The organism is Burkholderia sp. WAC0059 (assembly GCF_002870125.1).
GTDB lineage: Bacteria > Pseudomonadota > Gammaproteobacteria > Burkholderiales > Burkholderiaceae > Paraburkholderia.
The window spans coordinates 85,098-102,868 of record NZ_PNEO01000018.1 but is presented as its reverse complement, the minus strand read 5'-3'; the positions used below and the strand labels follow the sequence as shown (position 1 = coordinate 102,868).

Annotated in this window: 14 protein-coding genes; 9 read left to right on the top strand and 5 right to left on the bottom strand. The window is 70.2% G+C overall.

All coding sequences use genetic code 11. The features are described 5' to 3' along the window. The first annotated feature begins 6 nt into the window (after positions 1–6). From CY652_RS18385 to CY652_RS18350, 8 genes are all read left to right on the top strand, one after another. A complete protein-coding gene (locus CY652_RS18385; protein WP_102132147.1) occupies positions 7–969 on the top strand; it encodes a DNA-methyltransferase in 963 nt (320 codons plus the stop codon). Between the two features lie 53 nt (positions 970–1,022). Continuing rightward, on the top strand, positions 1,023–1,829 hold the full coding sequence (gene trpA, locus CY652_RS18380) for a tryptophan synthase subunit alpha (protein ID WP_102132146.1): 807 nt from the start codon (positions 1,023–1,025) through the stop codon (positions 1,827–1,829). Positions 1,830–1,976: 147 nt separating this feature from the next. Continuing rightward, positions 1,977–2,849, top strand: coding sequence for an acetyl-CoA carboxylase, carboxyltransferase subunit beta (gene accD / locus CY652_RS18375; RefSeq protein ID WP_102132145.1), 873 nt, complete (start codon positions 1,977–1,979; stop codon positions 2,847–2,849). Positions 2,850–3,044: 195 nt separating this feature from the next. Beyond that, positions 3,045–4,355 (top strand): bifunctional tetrahydrofolate synthase/dihydrofolate synthase, encoded by a 1,311-nt coding sequence (gene folC / locus CY652_RS18370; RefSeq protein WP_102132144.1) that lies wholly within the window; start codon positions 3,045–3,047, stop codon positions 4,353–4,355. Positions 4,356–4,428: 73 nt separating this feature from the next. Next, the gene (locus CY652_RS18365; RefSeq protein WP_102132143.1) at positions 4,429–5,376 is read left to right on the top strand and encodes an SPOR domain-containing protein; all 948 of its coding nucleotides are present in this window, start codon (positions 4,429–4,431) and stop codon (positions 5,374–5,376) included. Between the two features lie 6 nt (positions 5,377–5,382). Then, the gene (locus tag CY652_RS18360) at positions 5,383–5,877 is read left to right on the top strand and encodes a CvpA family protein (RefSeq protein ID WP_102132142.1); all 495 of its coding nucleotides are present in this window, start codon (positions 5,383–5,385) and stop codon (positions 5,875–5,877) included. Between the two features lie 103 nt (positions 5,878–5,980). Next, on the top strand, positions 5,981–7,525 hold the full coding sequence (gene purF, locus CY652_RS18355; RefSeq protein ID WP_102132141.1) for an amidophosphoribosyltransferase: 1,545 nt from the start codon (positions 5,981–5,983) through the stop codon (positions 7,523–7,525). 292 nt (positions 7,526–7,817) lie between these two features. Then, positions 7,818–9,017, top strand: a complete 1,200-nt coding sequence (locus CY652_RS18350) for an O-succinylhomoserine sulfhydrylase (protein WP_102132140.1) — start codon at positions 7,818–7,820, stop codon at positions 9,015–9,017. Between the two features lie 87 nt (positions 9,018–9,104). Here the strand turns inward: CY652_RS18350 and CY652_RS18345 are convergent, their stop codons facing one another. Both CY652_RS18345 and CY652_RS18340 read right to left on the bottom strand, forming a co-directional pair. Beyond that, the gene (locus CY652_RS18345; protein WP_102132139.1) at positions 9,105–9,920 is read right to left on the bottom strand and encodes an AraC family transcriptional regulator; all 816 of its coding nucleotides are present in this window, start codon (positions 9,918–9,920) and stop codon (positions 9,105–9,107) included. 120 nt (positions 9,921–10,040) lie between these two features. Continuing rightward, the gene (locus CY652_RS18340; RefSeq protein ID WP_102132138.1) at positions 10,041–10,382 is read right to left on the bottom strand and encodes an FKBP-type peptidyl-prolyl cis-trans isomerase; all 342 of its coding nucleotides are present in this window, start codon (positions 10,380–10,382) and stop codon (positions 10,041–10,043) included. Between the two features lie 149 nt (positions 10,383–10,531). Here CY652_RS18340 and CY652_RS18335 point away from each other — a divergent pair, with 149 nt between their 5' ends. Next, complete coding sequence (locus CY652_RS18335; protein WP_258002358.1) at positions 10,532–11,293, top strand: sensor histidine kinase; 762 nt, start codon at positions 10,532–10,534, stop codon at positions 11,291–11,293. Positions 11,294–11,359: 66 nt separating this feature from the next. On the opposite strand, the gene malQ is transcribed toward CY652_RS18335, so the two are convergent. The 3 genes from malQ to glgX are packed head-to-tail and all read right to left on the bottom strand — an operon-like array spanning position 11,360 to position 17,771. Continuing rightward, entirely contained in the window at positions 11,360–13,597 is a 2,238-nt protein-coding gene (malQ, locus tag CY652_RS18330; RefSeq protein WP_102132136.1) for a 4-alpha-glucanotransferase, read from the bottom strand. Next, a complete protein-coding gene (gene treZ, locus CY652_RS18325) occupies positions 13,594–15,573 on the bottom strand; it encodes a malto-oligosyltrehalose trehalohydrolase (protein WP_102132135.1) in 1,980 nt (659 codons plus the stop codon). The genes malQ and treZ overlap by 4 nt, the downstream gene beginning before the upstream one ends. A gap of 23 nt (positions 15,574–15,596) precedes the next feature. Beyond that, a complete protein-coding gene (gene glgX, locus CY652_RS18320; protein WP_102132134.1) occupies positions 15,597–17,771 on the bottom strand; it encodes a glycogen debranching protein GlgX in 2,175 nt (724 codons plus the stop codon).

The window sequence follows — 17,771 nt, the reverse complement described above, 5'->3', positions numbered from 1 at the left end:
GCGGCGATGCGCGACGAGTTCGACGAACCGCAGCCGGCGCTGGAATCCTCCGATGCCGGTTCGGCCGCGGCGGCGCCGGCCGCAGGCTGGGCCGGCGACGTAGCGCCGACCGCCGACGTCGTGACGGAGGACCGGGCCGGCAGCCCTGCGGCCGGCGTTCTGTCGTCGCGGCCGGCGCTGCCGCCCGGCATCGCGCTGCTGAACCGCGATTTTCTGGCCGACGCGGCGAATCTGCCGGACGAATCGATCGACCTGATCCTGGCCGACCCGCCGTACGGGCTCGGCAAGGATTACGGCAACGATTCGGACATGCGCTCGGGCGAGGACTTCCTCGCCTGGACGCGTCGCTGGCTGGAACTGGCGATTCCGAAGCTGAAAGCCAGCGGCTCGCTGTACGTGTTCTGCACCTGGCAGTACGCGCCGGAAATCTTCTCGTTCCTGAAGACGAAGCTCACGATGGTCAACGAGATCATCTGGGACCGGCGCGTGCCGAGCATGGGCGGCACGACGCGCCGCTTCACGTCGGTCCACGACAACATCGGCTATTTCGCGGTATCGAAGGACTATTACTTCGACCTCGACCCGGTGCGCATCCCCTACGACGCCGCCACCAAGAAGGCCCGCTCGCGCAAGCTGTTCGAGGGCAGCAAGTGGCTCGAACAGGGCTACAACCCGAAGGACGTCTGGTCCGTGTCGCGCCTGCACCGCCAGCATGCGGAGCGGGTCGACCATCCGACCCAGAAGCCGCTCGAGATCGTCGAGCGCATGGTGCTCGCCAGTTGTCCGCCGGGCGGCCGCGTGCTCGATCCGTTCATGGGCAGTGGCACGACCGCGGTCGCTTGCGCGCGCCAGCAGCGCGAATTCGTCGGCTACGAAATCAACGAAAGTTATTGCGCGATCGCGCGCGAACGCGTGAGCGCCATGACGTGCGCGCCCGCGGTCGCCGTCGGAGCCGCGGCCGGCGCATGACGCGCCGCTTCGCCCGGCTTTAGCGCAAACCCCTAAATTCAGAGGGCTCCCGTATGTCCCGCATCAAACACACGTTCGACGCGCTGGCCGCCCAGCGCAAAAAAGGCCTGATCCCGTTCATGACGGCCGGCGATCCCGATCCGCAGCGCACCGTCGAGTTCATGCATGCGCTCGTCGCCGGCGGCGCGGACGTGATCGAACTGGGCGTGCCGTTCTCCGACCCGATGGCCGACGGGCCCGTGATCCAGCAGTCCTCGGAGCGCGCGCTCGCGAAGGGCGTCACGCTGCGCCACGTGCTCGAAGACGTGAAGCGCTTTCGCGAGCGCAACGACACGACGCCCGTCGTGCTGATGGGCTATGCGAACCCGATCGAGCGGATGGGCGCCGACGCGTTCGCCGCCGCCGCGAAGGCCGCGGGCGTCGACGGCGTGCTCGTCGTCGATTACCCGCCCGAGGAGTCGGCTGGTTTTGCCGAAAAGATGAAATCGTCGGGCATCGATCCGATTTTCCTGCTCGCGCCGACCTCGACCGACGAACGCATCGCCGAAGTGGGCCGGGTGGCGAGCGGCTACGTCTACTACGTGTCGCTCAAGGGCGTGACGGGCGCCGCGCACCTGGACGTTTCGAGCATCGCGAGTAAAATCCCGGCCATCAAGTCGCGCGTGCCGTTGCCGGTCGGCGTCGGCTTCGGCATCCGGGACGCCGGCTCGGCCCGCGCCGTGGCCGAGGTGGCCGATGCCGTCGTGATCGGCAGCCGGATCGTGCAGTTATTGGAGCAAACCGCGCCAGCGGAGGCCGCCGACGCGCTCACGCGCTTCATCGCCGAAATCCGGGCCGCGCTCGACGGGGCGGCCGGCTAAGGGGCTGAGGGGCCGAGCGAGGGACCGAGGGCCGACACGCGGTAAAATCGACGTTTTCGCCGTGAAGCGGGCGGCGGGCCGGAAGAAAGAACCGGTCCGCCGCCCGTTTCGCGGCGGCCGGACGGAAAAAATCAGGGGTAAATCAGGATGAGCTGGCTAGACAAACTGCTGCCGCCGAAAATCAAGCAAACCGACCCGAAAAGTCGCAAGGGCATTCCCGAGGGGCTCTGGATCAAGTGCCCGTCGTGCGAGGCGGTGCTGTATCGCAACGACGTCGAGGCGAACCTGCACGTCTGCCCGAAGTGCGACCATCACATGCGCATCGGCGCGCGCGAACGGCTCGACGGCCTGCTCGACCCGGAAGGCCGCTACGAGATCGGCCAGGAGATCATCCCGGTCGACGCGCTGAAGTTCAAGGACAGCCGCAAGTATCCCGAGCGCCTGAAAGAGGCGATGGAAGAGACCGACGAGACCGACGCGATGGTCGTGATGGGCGGGGCGATCCATACGCTGCCCGTCGTCGTGGCCTGCTTCGAGTTCTCGTTCATGGGCGGCTCGATGGGTTCGGTGGTCGGCGAGCGCTTCGCGCGCGGCGCGCAGAACGCGCTCGAGCAGCAGGTGCCGTTCATCTGCTTCACGGCCTCGGGCGGCGCGCGGATGCAGGAAAGCCTGCTTTCGCTGATGCAGATGGCCAAGACCACGGCCATGCTCACGAAGCTTTCCGAAGCAAAACTGCCGTTCATCTCGGTGCTGACCGATCCGACGATGGGCGGCGTGTCGGCGAGCTTCGCGTTTCTCGGCGACGTCGTGATCGCCGAGCCGAAGGCGCTGATCGGCTTCGCGGGGCCGCGCGTGATCGAGCAGACCGTGCGCGAGAAACTGCCCGAGGGCTTCCAGCGCTCGGAGTTCCTGCTGCAGAAGGGCGCCATCGACATGATCGTCGACCGCCGCAAGCTGCGCGAGGAGATCGCGCGGCTCATCGCGCTCCTGAGCCGCCAGCCGGCCGACGCGGTGGCCTGAGCTTCCGCGTTTTCCCTTTTCGCGCAGTCCCGGGAAAGGCGGGCGTCAATTTGACGCACACCTTCCCGCGTCTGCCGCGTTTGCCCTGCGCGCCGTCAGCGAAAGCGAGCGGCGCGCTGTCATTTCCGGGATAATCCCGATTTTCGCGGGCCGTGTTTTCCCGCCCGCGCCGCCTTCGCACCACCGAATCGTTCGATGAGCACCTTTCCCACCCTCGACGCGTGGCTCACGCATCTCGAAACCGCGCATCCGGTCGGCATCGACATGGGGCTCACGCGCATCCGCAAGGTCAAGGACGCGCTGCAGCTCTCGTTCGATTGCCCCGTCGTCATCGTGGGCGGGACCAACGGCAAGGGCTCGACCTGCGCGATTCTCGAGACGATCCTGCTCAAGGCCGGCTATCGCGTCGGCTGCCACACGTCGCCCCATCTGCTCGCGTTCAACGAGCGCGCGCGCGTGAACGGCGAGCAGGCGAGCGACGCGGACCTGCTGCCGCACTTCGAGGCCGTCGAGGCCGCGCGTCTTGCGCTGCCCGAGCCCGTCTCGCTGACCTACTTCGAGTTCACGGCGCTCGCGATCATGCATCTGTTCGCCTCGCGCGAGCTCGACGCGGCGATTTTCGAGGTCGGCCTCGGCGGCCGGCTCGATGCCGTCAACGTGCTCGATGCCGACTGCGCCATCGTGACGAGTATCGACATCGACCACACCGAGTATCTCGGCGACACGCGCGAGCAGATCGGCTTCGAGAAGGCCGGCATTTTCCGTCCCGGCCGGCCGGCGATCTGCGCGGACCCGCTGCCGCCGCAGACGCTGGTCGACCATGCGAACGCCATCGGCGCCGACCTCTGGCTGTTCGGGCGGGACTTCCGCTACGAAGGTCAGGCCGGCAGCGAGCGCCAGCAGTGGAGCTACGCGGGCCGCACGATGCGCCGCCCGGCGCTCGCCTATCCGTCGCTGCGCGGCGCGAACCAGCTCATCAACACGGCGGCGGCGCTCGCCGGGCTCGAAGCGCTGCGCGACCGGCTGCCCGTCTCCGCGCAGGACATTCGCCTCGGAATCGCGAACGTCGAGCTGCCGGGGCGCTTCCAGGTGTTGCCGGGCAAGCCGGCCGTGGTTCTCGACGTCGGCCACAACCCTCATGCCGCGGCCGTGCTGGCGCAGAATCTCGGCGGTATGGGTTATTTTCCCTACACTTACGCGGTGTTCGGCGCGATGCGCGACAAGGACATCGCGGGCGTGATCCAGCAACTGAAGGGCGAGGTCGACCACTGGTGCGTGACCGACCTGCCGACGCCGCGCGCGGCGTCGGCCGACGAGCTGGCGGCCGCGCTGCGCGAGGCGGGCGTGACGGACGGCCCGGACAGCAGCGTGACCTGCCATGAAACGCCCGCCCTGGCATTCCAGGATGCGCAAAAAAGGCTATCCGAAAATGATAGAATCATTGTTTTCGGCAGTTTTCTCACGGTCGCTGGCGTGATGGCCTGGCGTAAATCGCAGCAGCACTGAACGCACGGGACTCAAGTCGGGCGCATCGACCGTGCGCGATCAATCGGCCGGTTAGCCAGGCAAAAAGCCATACATGGGAATCTTCTCGTTCGGCAGGAAAGACGACGATGCGCCGGTCAGGCGCGGTGCCGGTTCTGGCCGGCGTGCCCAGGGCGCGCGCACGGAGCGGCGCAGCCGCCGTCCCGAGCGCGCGGACGCCGACGCCATGCTGCTCGATCCCACGCTGCCCGAGAAGCAGCGGGCGCGGCGGCGGCTCGTCGGGGCGATCGCCCTCGTCATCGCGGCGATCGTGATCCTGCCGATGGTGCTCGACTCGCACCCGAAGCCCGTCACCGACGACATCGCGATCGACATTCCCAGCCGCCCGGCCGACCAGAGCGCGGCAAACAACAACGATACGGACGCCGGCGCCGGCATGACGACGGCCGACAATCCGGCGACGGCCGATGCCGCCGCGACGGGCGCGTCCGGGTCCGCCGTGGCGGTGCCGTCCGCGACGGCCGGCATCGCGAGCCCGGCCGCGCCGGGCACTACCGGCTCCGGCAGCCAGCAGGGCGCCCGGTCCAGGGCCACGGCCCGGACCCCGTCGCGAGCCCCGTCGAATAATCCGCCGCAGACGCAGGCCCAGGTTTCGTCCCAGGCCTCGCAGACCGTGCCGATGCCGCCGCTGCAGGCGCCGTCGCAGTCCGCCGCCGCCGCGAATACCGACTCCGCGAACGCCACGAATGCCGACGACGGCTCCGCCGACACCGACACGGGCTCGCCCGTCACGCCGCCGGGCGCGCGCTTTGCCGTGCAGCTCGGCTCGTTCCATGACGAGGCCAGCGCCCGCGATTGGGTCCGGAAGTTGAAAGCCGCGGGCGTACCCGCATATACCGAACGCCGCAGGCAGTCCGACGGCACGACGCTCACGCTGCTGCGCGCCGGGCCGTTCGTCGATCGCACGGCGGCCTCGGCCGCGATCGCGAAGGTGCGCGCGGCGGGGTTGATGGCGAACGCGAACAGCGGCGGCGCCGAATAGCCGCCGATGTTGACCGCGTTCGACTACGCTGTAATGGCGGTGATCGGTTTATCCGCGCTGCGCGGCGCCTGGCGCGGGTTCATCGGCGAGGTGTTCGGGCTCGTCGGCTGGGTCGTGGCGTTTCTCGCGGCCTGCTTCTTCGTCGACCGCGTGGCGCCGTGGATTCCGGCCGACTGGCCCGGCGGCGCGCTGACCCAGTGGGTCGTCGCGTTCGCGTTGATCGTGATCGGCGTGGTGCTCGTGGCCGGCGTGGCGAACGCGCTGCTCGTGCGCCTCGTGCAGGTCAGCGGGCTCTCGGGCGTGGACCGCTCGCTGGGCCTGATGTTCGGGCTTGCGCGCGGCGTCGTGCTGGTGCTGGTGCTGACCGCCCTTGCCGGCCTGACCGAACTGCCCCAGCAGGCGTTCTGGCGCGACGCGGTGCTGCGGCCCTACGTCGTGCGAGGCGTGCACGAATTGAAACCGTTGCTGCCGCCGGTGTTGGCCGCCTACGTGCGCGTGTGAGGCGCGGCGCATCGGAGCAGGAACAGGACAAGGCAGTATCGCGGCGCAACGCCGGGCGCTTCCGGCCCGCCGCAACCCATTTCGTTATTTTGAAGGACCGGCCATGTGCGGTATCGTAGGCGTCGTTTCCCGCTCCCCCGTCAATCAGCTGATCTATGACAGCCTGCTGCTCCTGCAGCACCGCGGTCAGGACGCGGCAGGCATCGCCACCGCGAACGGCAGCACCTTCCACATGCACAAGGCCAACGGCATGGTGCGCGACGTGTTCCGCACGCGCAACATGCGCGGCCTGCCCGGCACCTGGGGCATCGGCCAGGTGCGCTATCCGACGGCCGGCTCGGCCTCGAGCGAGGAAGAGGCCCAGCCGTTCTACGTGAACGCGCCGTTCGGCGTCATCCTTGCGCACAACGGCAACCTGACGAACTGCGAGCAGCTCAAGGAAGAGATGTTCCGCATCGATCGCCGGCACATCAACACGCATTCCGACACCGAGGTGCTGCTCAACGTGCTCGCGCACGAGCTGCAGCTCTCGAGCTCGGGCCTGCAGCTCGATGCGACCGCGCTCTTCAAGGCCGTCGCGGGCGTGCACCGGCGCGTGCGCGGCTCGTACGCGACCGTCTCGCTGATCGCCAACTACGGCTTGCTCGCGTTCCGCGACCCGTTCGGCATCCGGCCGCTGTGCATCGGCAAGCTCGAAACGGCCGAGGGCACCGAGTGGATGGTCGCGTCGGAATCGGTCGCCATCGAGGGCATCGGCTTCGAATTCGTGCGCGACGTGGCGCCGGGCGAGGCGATCTTCATCGACATCGAAGGCAACTTCCACGCGCAGCAATGCGCCGGCACGCCGAGCCTGAACCTCTGCATCTTCGAGCTCGTCTACCTCGCGCGGCCGGACTCGGTGCTCGACGGCGTGCCCGTCTACAACGCGCGGCTGCGCATGGGCGACTATCTCGCCGAGAAGATTCGCCGCGAGCTGCCCGACGTGAAGATCGACGTCGTGATGCCGATTCCCGATTCTTCGCGCCCGGCCGCGATGCAGGTGGCCGAGAAGCTCGGCATCGAATATCGCGAGGGTTTCTTCAAGAACCGCTACGTGGGCCGCACCTTCATCATGCCGGGCCAGGCGGTGCGCAAGAAGTCGGTGCGCCAGAAGCTCAACGCGATGGGCATCGAGTTCAAGGGCAAGAACGTGCTGATCGTGGACGACTCCATCGTGCGCGGCACCACCTCGCAGGAAATCGTGCAGATGGCGCGCGACGCGGGCGCGAACACGGTGATCTTCGCCTCGGCGGCGCCGCCGGTGAAGTTCCCGAACGTCTACGGCATCGACATGCCGACGCGCGGCGAGCTCGTCGCGCACGGCCGCACCGACGAGGAAGTGGCGCGCATCATCGGTGCGGATCACCTCGTCTACCAGGACGTCGACGCGCTCAAGCAGGCAGTGCGCGACATCAATCCCGCGCTGAAGAACTTCGACGCCTCGTGCTTCGACGGCCACTACATCACGGGCGACATCACGCCGGCCTATCTCGACAGCGTCGAGCGGGCCCGCCTCGCGCCCGCTGCGCAGTCGGACCGCGACGCGGCGAGCGACGCCGTGGACGGCGGCTCGCGTTCGCAGTTGCACCTGCAACTCTCGGTGGAGTGAGCCGGTACGGTCATCGGGGCGGATGCGGGGCATGGCACGTTTTGCCCGCGTTTTACGTATCGGCGGCCGCAATCCGCGCCGGCCGTGATACGATTGGGCCTTGCGTCGATTTGATTTCAGCTTGCGGACGCGGGGCAACCCGAAACAGCTAAAGCGAGGGGCGCGAGAGCGCCCGGCGCCCAAAGCTGTCGTTATCCCCGTTTTTCACATGAAGCCCGCTTATGCCGACGCAAAGCGGGCTTTTTGTTGCCTCACCACAGTGGGCCTTCTTCGCCACGGGAACAGAACGAACATGGACGATACCTTCAATTTCGACACCCTCGCCGTGCGCTCGGGGTCGCAGCGCAGCCAGTTCAACGAGCATTCGGAAGCGATTTTCCTGACTTCCAGCTTCTGCTTCGCGAGCGCCGCCGAGGCGGCCGAGCGCTTCCAGCACTCGGAGGACTATTACACCTACTCGCGCTTCACGAACCCGACCGTGACGATGTTCCAGGACCGGCTCGCGGCGCTCGAGGGCGGCGAGGCCTGCATGGCCACGGCCTCGGGGATGGCCGCGATCATGTCGGTCGTGATGTCGGCCATGCAGGCGGGCGACCACCTCGTGAGCTCGCAGAGCCTGTTCGGTTCGACGCTCGGCATGTTCTCGCAGATCTTCAGCAAGTTCGGCATTACGACGACGTTCGTCGATCCGTCCGACCTCGACGCCTGGAAGAACGCCGTGCGCCCCGAGACGAAGATGTTCTTCCTCGAGACGCCGTCGAACCCGCTGACCGAAGTGGCCGACATCGAGGCGATCGGGAAGATCGCGAAGGCGGCGGGCGCGCTCTTCGTCGTCGACAACTGCTTCTGCAGCCCGGCGCTGCAAAAGCCGCTCGAGCTCGGCGCGGACGTCGTCATGCACTCGGCGACGAAGTTCCTCGACGGCCAGGGGCGCGTGCTCGGCGGCGCGCTCGTGGGCTCGAAGAAATTCATCATGGAGAAAGTGTTTCCGTTCGTGCGCAGCGCGGGGCCGACGCTCTCCGCGTTCAACGCGTGGGTGCTGCTCAAGGGCATGGAGACGCTGTCGCTGCGCGTGGAGCGGCAGTCGGCCAACGCGCTCGACATCGCGCGCTGGCTCGAAACGCATCCGGCCGTGGGCCGCGTGTTCTACCCGGGGCTCGAATCGCATCCGCAGCACAAGCTGGCGATGCGCCAGCAGAAGGCGGGCGGCGCGATCGTCTCGTTCGAGCTCAAGGGCGACACGCCCGAGGCGCAGCGCGCGAACGCCTGGCGCGTGATCGACGGCACGAAGATCTGCTCGATCACCGGCAACCTCGGCGACACGCGCACGACGATCACGCATCCGGCGACGACCACGCACGGCCGCATTACGCCCGAGGCGCGCGCGGCGGCGGGCATTAGCGAAGGGCTGATCCGGCTCGCGGTGGGGCTCGAAAACGCCGGGGACATTCGCGGCGATCTCGCGCGCGGACTCGACGCGGCAGGCCGCTAACGGTTGAATTTGCCGCGGGGCAGCGGGGCCGGTCGGGGGAACCGTTTGGGCGGTCCCGGTCGGCCCCGTTTTCGTTCAGCCCGACGTTCAGTTCGACCATGCGCGCCATTGCCCCGGCGCGCGCCCGAAGCGGCGCGTGAAGGCATGCGTGAACGCGCTCTGGTCGCCGAAGCCGACCGCGAACGCGACGTCCGCGAGCGAACGCCCCGGGTCGGCGAGCAGCGTCATGGCGGTGTCGAGCCGCAGGCGTTGCAGATACCGATGCGGCGTTTCGCCGAAGGCCTCGACGAAGAGTTCGTGGAAACGCCGCAGGCCGAGGCCGCAATGCGCGGCGAGGTCGGCAATGCGCAGCGGCTCCTGCAGATGCGCGCGCAGCCATCGGTCGATACGCGCGAAGTCGAGGGCGCGCGCGTTCGAGCCGTCGTCGTTTCCGATGTTCGTCTGTTCGAGCAGGGCCGCGCAGAGCCGCGCGGCGGCCTGCCACTGGAAGCGGCGGCCCGGGCCGGCATCGCGGTCCGCCGGCGGCGCGGCATCGGCATCGGCAGCGATACCGGCACCGGCGGCGCGCATGGCGATGTGCCCGACGAGCCCGGCGAGCGCCGCGTCGACGCGGACGGCCCGCGCCGTATCGAAGAGCCTGGCGGGCACGGCGAGCGAGGCGACCGGCAGGTCGAGCACGAGCTGCCGGTTCTCGCCGACGCCCGCATAGTCGTGGCGCGCACCGGCGGGCACGAGCCATGCTACCTCACGATCGACGCGCGCCGCGCGGCCGTCCACCGCCATCACCATCGCGCCGTCGAGGCCCAGTACGATCTGGTGGAAGTCGTGCAGATCGGTCGCCTCGACGTTGCCGTAGCGGCGCAGTGCCACGCCGGGCGCGGGAGGAGGAACGGGCCGGTTCATGGCGAGCCGTGGGCGGGAGAGCGGGGCAAAGGCGGGAGCAGGGACGGGTGCCGGCGCCTGACCGAAACGAACCGATGCTGCGGGCAGGCGCGGTAGCGAAGGCGTGGATACGGGGGGGGCTCAGACCTCGAGCAGTTCCACCTCGAACACGAGCGTGGCGTTCGGCGGAATCACGCCGCCCGCGCCGCGCGCGCCGTAGCCGAGTTGCGGCGGGATCGTCAGGCGTCGCACGCCGCCGACCTTCATGCCCTGCACGCCCTCGTCCCAGCCCTTGATGACCATGCCGCCGCCGAGCACGAAGTCGAACGGGTCGTTGCGGTCCTTGCTGGAATCGAATTTCTGGCCGTCCGTCAGCCAGCCGGTGTAATGCACGCTGACGGTCCGGCCCGCCTGCGCCTCGGCGCCGCTGCCTTCGGTCAGATCTTCGTATTGCAGGCCGGATTCGGTGGTCACGGTGGACATGGAGTGCTCCTGATCGAATAAGGGAAAAGCGCCATTGTAGGCGTATTGACGCGGCGCGCACGCGGGACGTGCGTGTCCATCGGCCTGCCTATAATGGGTTGGCTTCGCGCGCGTTTTCGCGGGCGGACATGAGGCATACGAGGACTTCGATGGCGGCGACTTCTTCTTCCGGTTTCGAGCGTACGGCGCGTCTTTGCGCCGAGGCGGCACTGTTCATGCGCGACCATGTGCTGTCGCGGGTTTCGCACGATCTGCGCAGCCCGCTCAATGCGATCCATAGCTGGGCCTACGTGCTCGAGCGCAAGGTCGATACGGCCGACGCGACCGCGCAGCGCGCGCTCGGCGGCATCCGCACGGGCGTGGAGCAGCAGGTGCAGCTACTCGAACAGATGGTGGACACGACGCGCAGCGAAACCCGTCATCTGCGCATCGAGCGCAAGCCGTTCGTGCTGCGCGAGGTCGTCGAGGCGACGCTGGCCGACGTGCGCGTCGCGCTGGCCGACGCGCGCGGCGTGACGCTCGCGGCGCGGCATGCGTTGCGCGGCGAGACGGTCGTCGGCGATCGCGAGCGCTGCGCCCAGGCGCTGTGGCTGATGCTCGTGTTCGCGGTCGAGGCGAGCGCGCGCGGCGCGACGGTGTCGCTCGACGTTTCGCTCGAAGGCGGCTTCGCGCAATGCGCGGTCGCGTTCGATGCGAGCGCCGGCGCGCTCACCGACGAGGCCCAGCCGCATCTGCTCGAAGCGTTCGCGCGGACGCAGGCCGCGGGGCCGCAGGAAAACGGCCGGTCGGCCTGGGTGCTGGCGCTGTGCCAGCGCGTGGCCGAGGCGCACGGCGGCCGCTTCGGGCAGCATCCGCCGGAAGACGGCGCACCGGGCACGCTGACGCTGGGCGTGCCGCTCGGGCCCGCCTGATCGCCCGTCGTTTCATTTGCTTTCTCCTCCTTCCACCTTCGCATCGCGGGCGTCGTCGTCGGTCCGTCACGGCAGCGCGGGCGGCGGCGCGGCGCGGGCCGGGTCGGGCCGTTCGCCGCCGGTCGATCGACCGCTGCCGGAAGCGGTCTGCTCCGGCGCCGGGTACGCCTGCCGGCGGGCCTGCGCGACGGTCTGCACGCGGCGGACGAAGCCGGCGTCGTCGGGCAATGCCTCGACCGATACCGGCAGGCGACGGCGCCAGTTCGGATGCTCGTCGACCGAGCCGGGCAGATTGGGCTGATCGGCGAGGCCGAGCAGGTCCTCCAGCGGACAGGTGACGAGCGGGCTTGCACCGCTCGCGACGAAGGCGAGCGCCGCGTCCACGGGCGCGGCGTCGGGCGGCGGCACCGCCGCGCCGGCCGTCGCCACGCCCGCGCGCTGCATCGCTTCCCAGAGCGCGGCCCGTTCGGCGGCGCGTTGCGCGTGTTCGAATGCGGCCGGGTTCTGGCCGTCGGCGCGCGGCAGCGTCTGGCCGACTCTGTCGCGCCAGTCGATATCGTTGCCGCGCCACCAGCCCGCGACGGTCGGCAGATCGTGCGTCGTCGTCGTGGCGATGCCGTTCGCGTCCCAGCGCCCCGGCGGCACGAATGACGCGCCCTCGCGCTCGAACCACAGCACGCGGATGCCGTGCAGCCCGTGCGAGGCCAGCCGCTCGCGCAGGCCCGGCGGCACGGTGCCGAGATCCTCGCCGATCGCCACGGCGCGATGCCGCCACGATTCGAGCGCGATGAGCCGCAGCAGATCGTCGAACGGATAGCGCAGATAGGCGCCGCGCTTCGCGCTTTCGCCCTCGGGCACGAGCCACAGGCGGCGCAGGCCGAGAATGTGGTCGATGCGCACGCCGCCCGCGTGGGCGAACGCGGCGCGCAGCATCCCGATGAACGCGCGAAAGCCGTTCGCCTGCAGCGCGCGCGGCGAGAACGTCGTGAGGCCCCAGTTCTGGCCCGCCTGGTTGAACAGATCGGGCGGCGCGCCGATCGAGGCATGCGCGAGCATGTCCTGCGGCTGCGACCAGGTCTCGCTGCCCGAGCCGTCGCAGCCCACCGCGAGGTCGGCGACGAGGCCGATCGCCATGCCCGAATCGCGCGCGCGGCGCTGGGCCTGCGCGAGGCCGTCGGCGGCCAGCCATTGCAGGAACCGGTGAAAGTCGACCTCGCGGCGATGTTCGTCGGCGAAGGACTCGACGGCCGCGCCGCGCGCATCGCGCAGTTCGGCAGGCCAGTCGCGCCAGTGGGTCGGCTGGCCCTGGGCGTTGCACAGCGTCGCGTGCAGCGTCTCGAAGCGCGCGTGGTCTTCGAGCGCGGTGCCGCCGTGCGCGCAGAACGCCTCGAAGGCCTGCGCGCGCGGCGTGTTCGCGCGGCGCTCGCGCGCGTCGAAGTCGTCGTAGAGCGTGCGCAGCACCCGCAGCTTCGACGGGACCGCGCGCGGCCAGTCGATCAGGTCGGACGTCTCGAGCTCGCGCCAGGCTTCGTCGTTCTGCACGGCGGCGCGCGCGGCATCGGCGGCGGCCGTGCCGAACAGCGCGGCCGGGTCGACGTGCGCGACGTTGAGCCAGTGCCGCGACGACGGCGCATAGGGGCTGAACCACGCGGGATTGGCGCTGAACATGGCATGCGTGGGGCTCAGCGCGAGCACGTCGGCGCCGTAGCTCGCGCCGAGCGAGGCGAGTTCGGCGAGCGCCGTGTAGTCGCCGAGTCCGCCGTCGTGCGGGCGCCGCAGTCCGTAAAGCTGCGCGCTCATGCCCCAGAGCGCGGGCCTTTCCCCGCGCTGCGCCGCGCGCGCGGCGTCTTCGACCGTATGGCCGCGCGACGGCGCGACGGCGAGCGTCACGGGGTGCTCGTTGAGCAGCAGCGTGTGATAGCCGGGCTCACCGACGGGCGCGAGCAGCACGGGCGCGCCCCTCGGCGCCGTGAAGCGGCCTTCGATGCGCGCGCCGCTTTCGAGCTCGATCCGATAGCGGCTGCCCGCACGAACGGCCGATGCCGGCAGGGCGATCACGCGCTCGCATTCGGCGGTGACGAGCGGCGGCAGCCGGCGCGCCGATTGCCCGGCCACGAGCGCGGCGGCGCTCTGCCGCAATTGCAGGGCGCTCGCGCAGGGCAGGCCGATGCTGTCGAGCAGCCGGGCGAGCGTGGGTTCGTCCACGCGCTGCCCGACGCCGTGCGCGTCAGTCCAGTCGACCTCGAATCCGGCGCGGGCCGCGAGGCTCGCCACGGATTCGCCGGCCCGGCGCGCGGCGCTCATGTCGGCTGCTCCTGCCGCGGTATCGCGCGCGCGTCGTGATGGCTCGCGTAGCCGGGCACGTCGCCGGTCAGCCAGACGAGGCAGGCGCGCGCGGGCAGGCGCTGGTCCCGGCAGGCGGCATCGCGCGCGCGCGCGGGCGTTTCGAATATCACGGTGCCCCACGGCGGTTCGGGCCTCCCGGGCAGCGGCACGGCGTCGGCGCCGAGGTTCAGCGCGATCGAGAGCGTTTCGCCGTCGCCGAGCCGCCAGCGCGCCACGAGCGCGGCGGTCTCATGGCCCCGGGCATCGACGAGCACCGTCGCGCCGAGCGCGCGCGCATGGCGCAGGCGCGGCATGACGAGCCGCGCCCGCACGGCGAGGGCGGACTGGTAGAAGTGCATCCATTCGCGACGCTCGCCGTCTTGCGCGGCGTTCGCGTTCGCGGTCGTGCCGGCGCGCTCGTCGCGGCGCGCGTCGGAAACGTGGGCGGGCAAAGCCTGCGGCGACGAGGCGGCGAACGTCGCCGGATCGTTCGGGTCGGGGATGGCCGCGCGCCGCGCGGGATCGGCGAATGCGGCGAACGCCGCGAACTCCTGCCGCCGGCCTTCGCGGATCGACTCGGCGAGCGAGGCGTCGGCGTAGTCGGTGAAGAACAGGAACGGCTGCGTGGAGCCGTGTTCCTCGTCCATGAACAGCAGCGGGATGCCGGGCGCGAGCAGCACGAGCGCGGTGGCCGCGCGCAGCGCGTCGTCGTCGCCGCACAGCGCGCGCAGCCGTTCGCCGAACGCGCGGTTGCCGACCTGGTCGTGGTTCTGCAGGAACGCGACGAACGCCGTGGGCGGCAGGTGCGCGCTCGGCTCGCCGCGCGGCTCGCCGCCGTGCGCGGGCGAGGGCTCGCCCTGGAAGGCGAAGCCTTCGGCGAGCGCGCGGGCGAGCTGACGGACCGGATGCCCGGCGAAGGCGCAGTAATAGCCTTCGGTCTCGCCCGTCAGCAGCACGTGCAGCGCGTGGTGCAGGTCGTCGTTCCACTGCGCGTCGAAGTGCGTGTCGAGCAGGCTGGCCGCGTTGTTGCCGTTCTCGAGCACGAGATGCACGTGGCGTCCCGGTTCGATCCGCGCGTGCACGTGGTCGGCCAGCTCGCGCAGCCACGGCGCGTTGCCGATGGCGTGGGCCGCGTCGATGCGCAGGCCGTCGAAGCGGTACTCGGTCAGCCAGTAAAGCGCGTTGTCGCAGAAGAAGTCGCGCACCTCGAAGCGGTCGAAGTCGGGACCGTCGCCCCACGGCGTTTTCGTGCCGGCGCGGAAGAACGGCGCGGCGTAAAGCGGCAGCGCGTTGCCGAGCGGCCCGAAGTGGTTGTAGACCACGTCGATGAACATCTGCAGGCCGAGCCCGTGGGCCTCGTCGATCAGCGCCTTCAGCTCGTCGGGACTGCCGTAGGCCGCGTGCGGCGCGTAGGGCAGGATGCTGTCGTAGCCCCAGCCGCGTTCGCCCGGATAGTCGTTCAGCGGCATCAGCTCGACGGCGGTCGCGCCGAGCCCGGCCAGCGCGGGCAGACGCTGCGCGACGCCGCGGTAGCCGCCGAGCGCGCCGACGTGCAGCTCGTAGATCACCGTTTCTTCCCAGGGGCGGCCGGGCCATTGCGCGTGGCGCCAGGCATAGGCGCGCGGGTCGAGCACTTCGCTCGGGCCGGACACGCCCCGCGGCTGGAAGCGCGAGGCCGGGTCCGGCACCGCCTGCGCGCCGTCGATGCGGTAGCGGTAGAGCGTGCCGGGCCCGCAAGGCGCTTCGCCTTCGAACCAGCCGTTGTCCGTGTCCGTCATGTCGAGCGGGTCGAGTCCGGGCGCGTTCTCGAATTCGACCTGGACCGACCAGCACGAGGGCGCCCAGAGCCTGAAGCGCGTGCGCGGTTTCGTGTGGGCGCCGCCGGTGAACTGCGCGCCGAACGGCAGGTGATGCATGTAGCGGTGGGCGTGCGGGTCGGGTCGTGAGAGAGACATGGCGATTCCTGTGTCTTGCGGCGCTATTCGGCTTCGAGGCCGTCTTCGCGGATGGCGTTGCCGCCGTTGCCGTCGGCCGGGGCGGATGCGGCGGCCGAGCCGAGCACCGCGAGCGTGTGGGCCCCGACGTCGAAGGTGCTGCCGGCCAATGCGTACGGCGCGGCGTCGGGCCGTGCCGTGTCGAGCAGCACTTGCCATGCCAGCGGCGGCGCGGGCAGGGCGAACGTCACGGCGCCCGCCGACGCGTTGAGCATCAGCAGCAACACTTCCGTCTCGCCGTCGGGGCCGGGCCCGGCGCGGCGCAGCGCGAACGCGCGCGCCTCGGGGTCCTGCCACGCCTGCGGCGAAAGCGGCTCGCCGTGCTCGTCGAACCAGGCGACGTCGCGCACGCCGGGCAGCACCTCGCGTTCGCCGAACAGAAAGCGGGTTTCCCGCAGCAGCGGATGCGCGCGGCGCAGCGCGACGGCGCGCCCGACGAACGCACGCATCGTCTGGCCGGCCGGCGTGTCGGCGAGCGTCCAGTCGAGCCAGGACGTATCGTTATCCTGACAATAGGCGTTGTTGTTGCCGCGCTGCGTACGGCCGAGCTCGTCGCCGGCCAGCAGCATCGGCGTGCCGAGCGAGACGAGGAGCGTGGCGAGCATCGAGCGGGCCACGCGCGCGCGCGTGTCGGCGATGCCGGGGTCGTCGGTCGGTCCCTCGGCCCCCCAGTTCGCGCTTGCGTTCTCGTTGTGGCCGTCGCGGTTTTCCTCGCCGTTGGCTTCGTTGTGCTTGTGCTCGTAGGCGACGAGGTCCGCGAGCGTGAAGCCGTCGTGCGATGCGACGAAATTCAGCGATGCCCACGGCCGGCGCATGCGCCTGTCGAACAGGTCGGCTGAGCCGGTCAGGCGCGCCGCGAGGTCGGCCCGCTGGCCCGGGTCGCCGCGCCAGTAGCGGCGCACGCTGTCGCGGAAGCGGTCGTTCCATTCGGCGAACCCCGGCGGGTAGTTGCCGAGCTGATAGCCGCCGGGGCCCACGTCCCAGGGCTCGGCGATCAGCTTGCAGCGCGAGAGCGCCGGGTCCTGGCGCAGCACGTCGAAGAATCCCGCGCCGGGATCGAAGCCCGACGCCTCGCGCCCGAGCGTCGTGCCGAGGTCGAAGCGGAAGCCGTCCACGCGATACGAGTCGGCCCAGTGGCGCAGCGAATCGACGACCATCTGCAGCACGCGCGGATGCGAGAGGTTCAGCGTGTTGCCGCAGCCGGTGTCGTTGACGAAATGGCGCTCGTCGCCGGGCGCGAGGCGGTAGTAGCTCGCGTTGTCGAGCCCGCGCCAGGCGAGCGTCGGGCCGCTCTCGTTGCCTTCGCAGGTGTGGTTGTAGACCACGTCGAGAATGACCTCGATGCCGGCCGCGTGGAGCTGGCGCACGGCGATGCGCATTTCGTCGGGATCGTGGTTCGAGAGGTAGGACGGCTCGGGCACGAAGAACGCGGCCGGGTTGTAGCCCCAGTAGTTGCGCAGCCCGCGCTCGACGAGGAAGCGCTCGTGCAGGAACGCGTGCACGGGCATCAGCTCGACGGCCGTGACGCCGAGCTTCGCCAGATGCTCGACGAAGCGCGGCGAGGCGAGCGCCGCGAACGTGCCGCGCAGGTGCGCGCGCAGGTCGTGGCGCAGCATCGACGCGCCGCGCAGATGCGTCTCCAGGATCACCGTCTCGCCCCACGGCACGTCGGGCCGGACGTCGCGGGACCAGTCGAAGCGCTCGTGCGTCACGACGCACTTGGGCATGGCGGGCGCGGAGTCGCGGCGATCGAGCGAGAGGTCGCCGCGGTTCGAATGCGCGCGGTAGCCGAAGAGCGCGTCCGACCAGCGGAACGGGCCGACGAGCCGCCGCGCGTAGGGGTCGAGCAGCAGCTTGTACGGGTTGAAGCGGTGGCCCTGCTGCGGCTGGTACGGGCCGTACGCGCGCAGCCCGTAAGTCGTGCCCGGGTGCGCGCCCGGCAGATAGCCGTGCCAGACCTCGTCGGTGCATTCGGGCAGCGCGTAGCGCACGCGCTCCTTGCGGCCGGTCGGATCGAACAGGCATAGCTCGATGCGCGAGGCGTGGGCCGAGAACACGGCGAAGTTCGTGCCGAGGCCGTCCCACGTCGCGCCGAGCGGCGCGGGCGCGCCCGGCAGCATGCGGTCGGGCAGGCCGAGGCCGTTAGTCCCGGCGGCCAT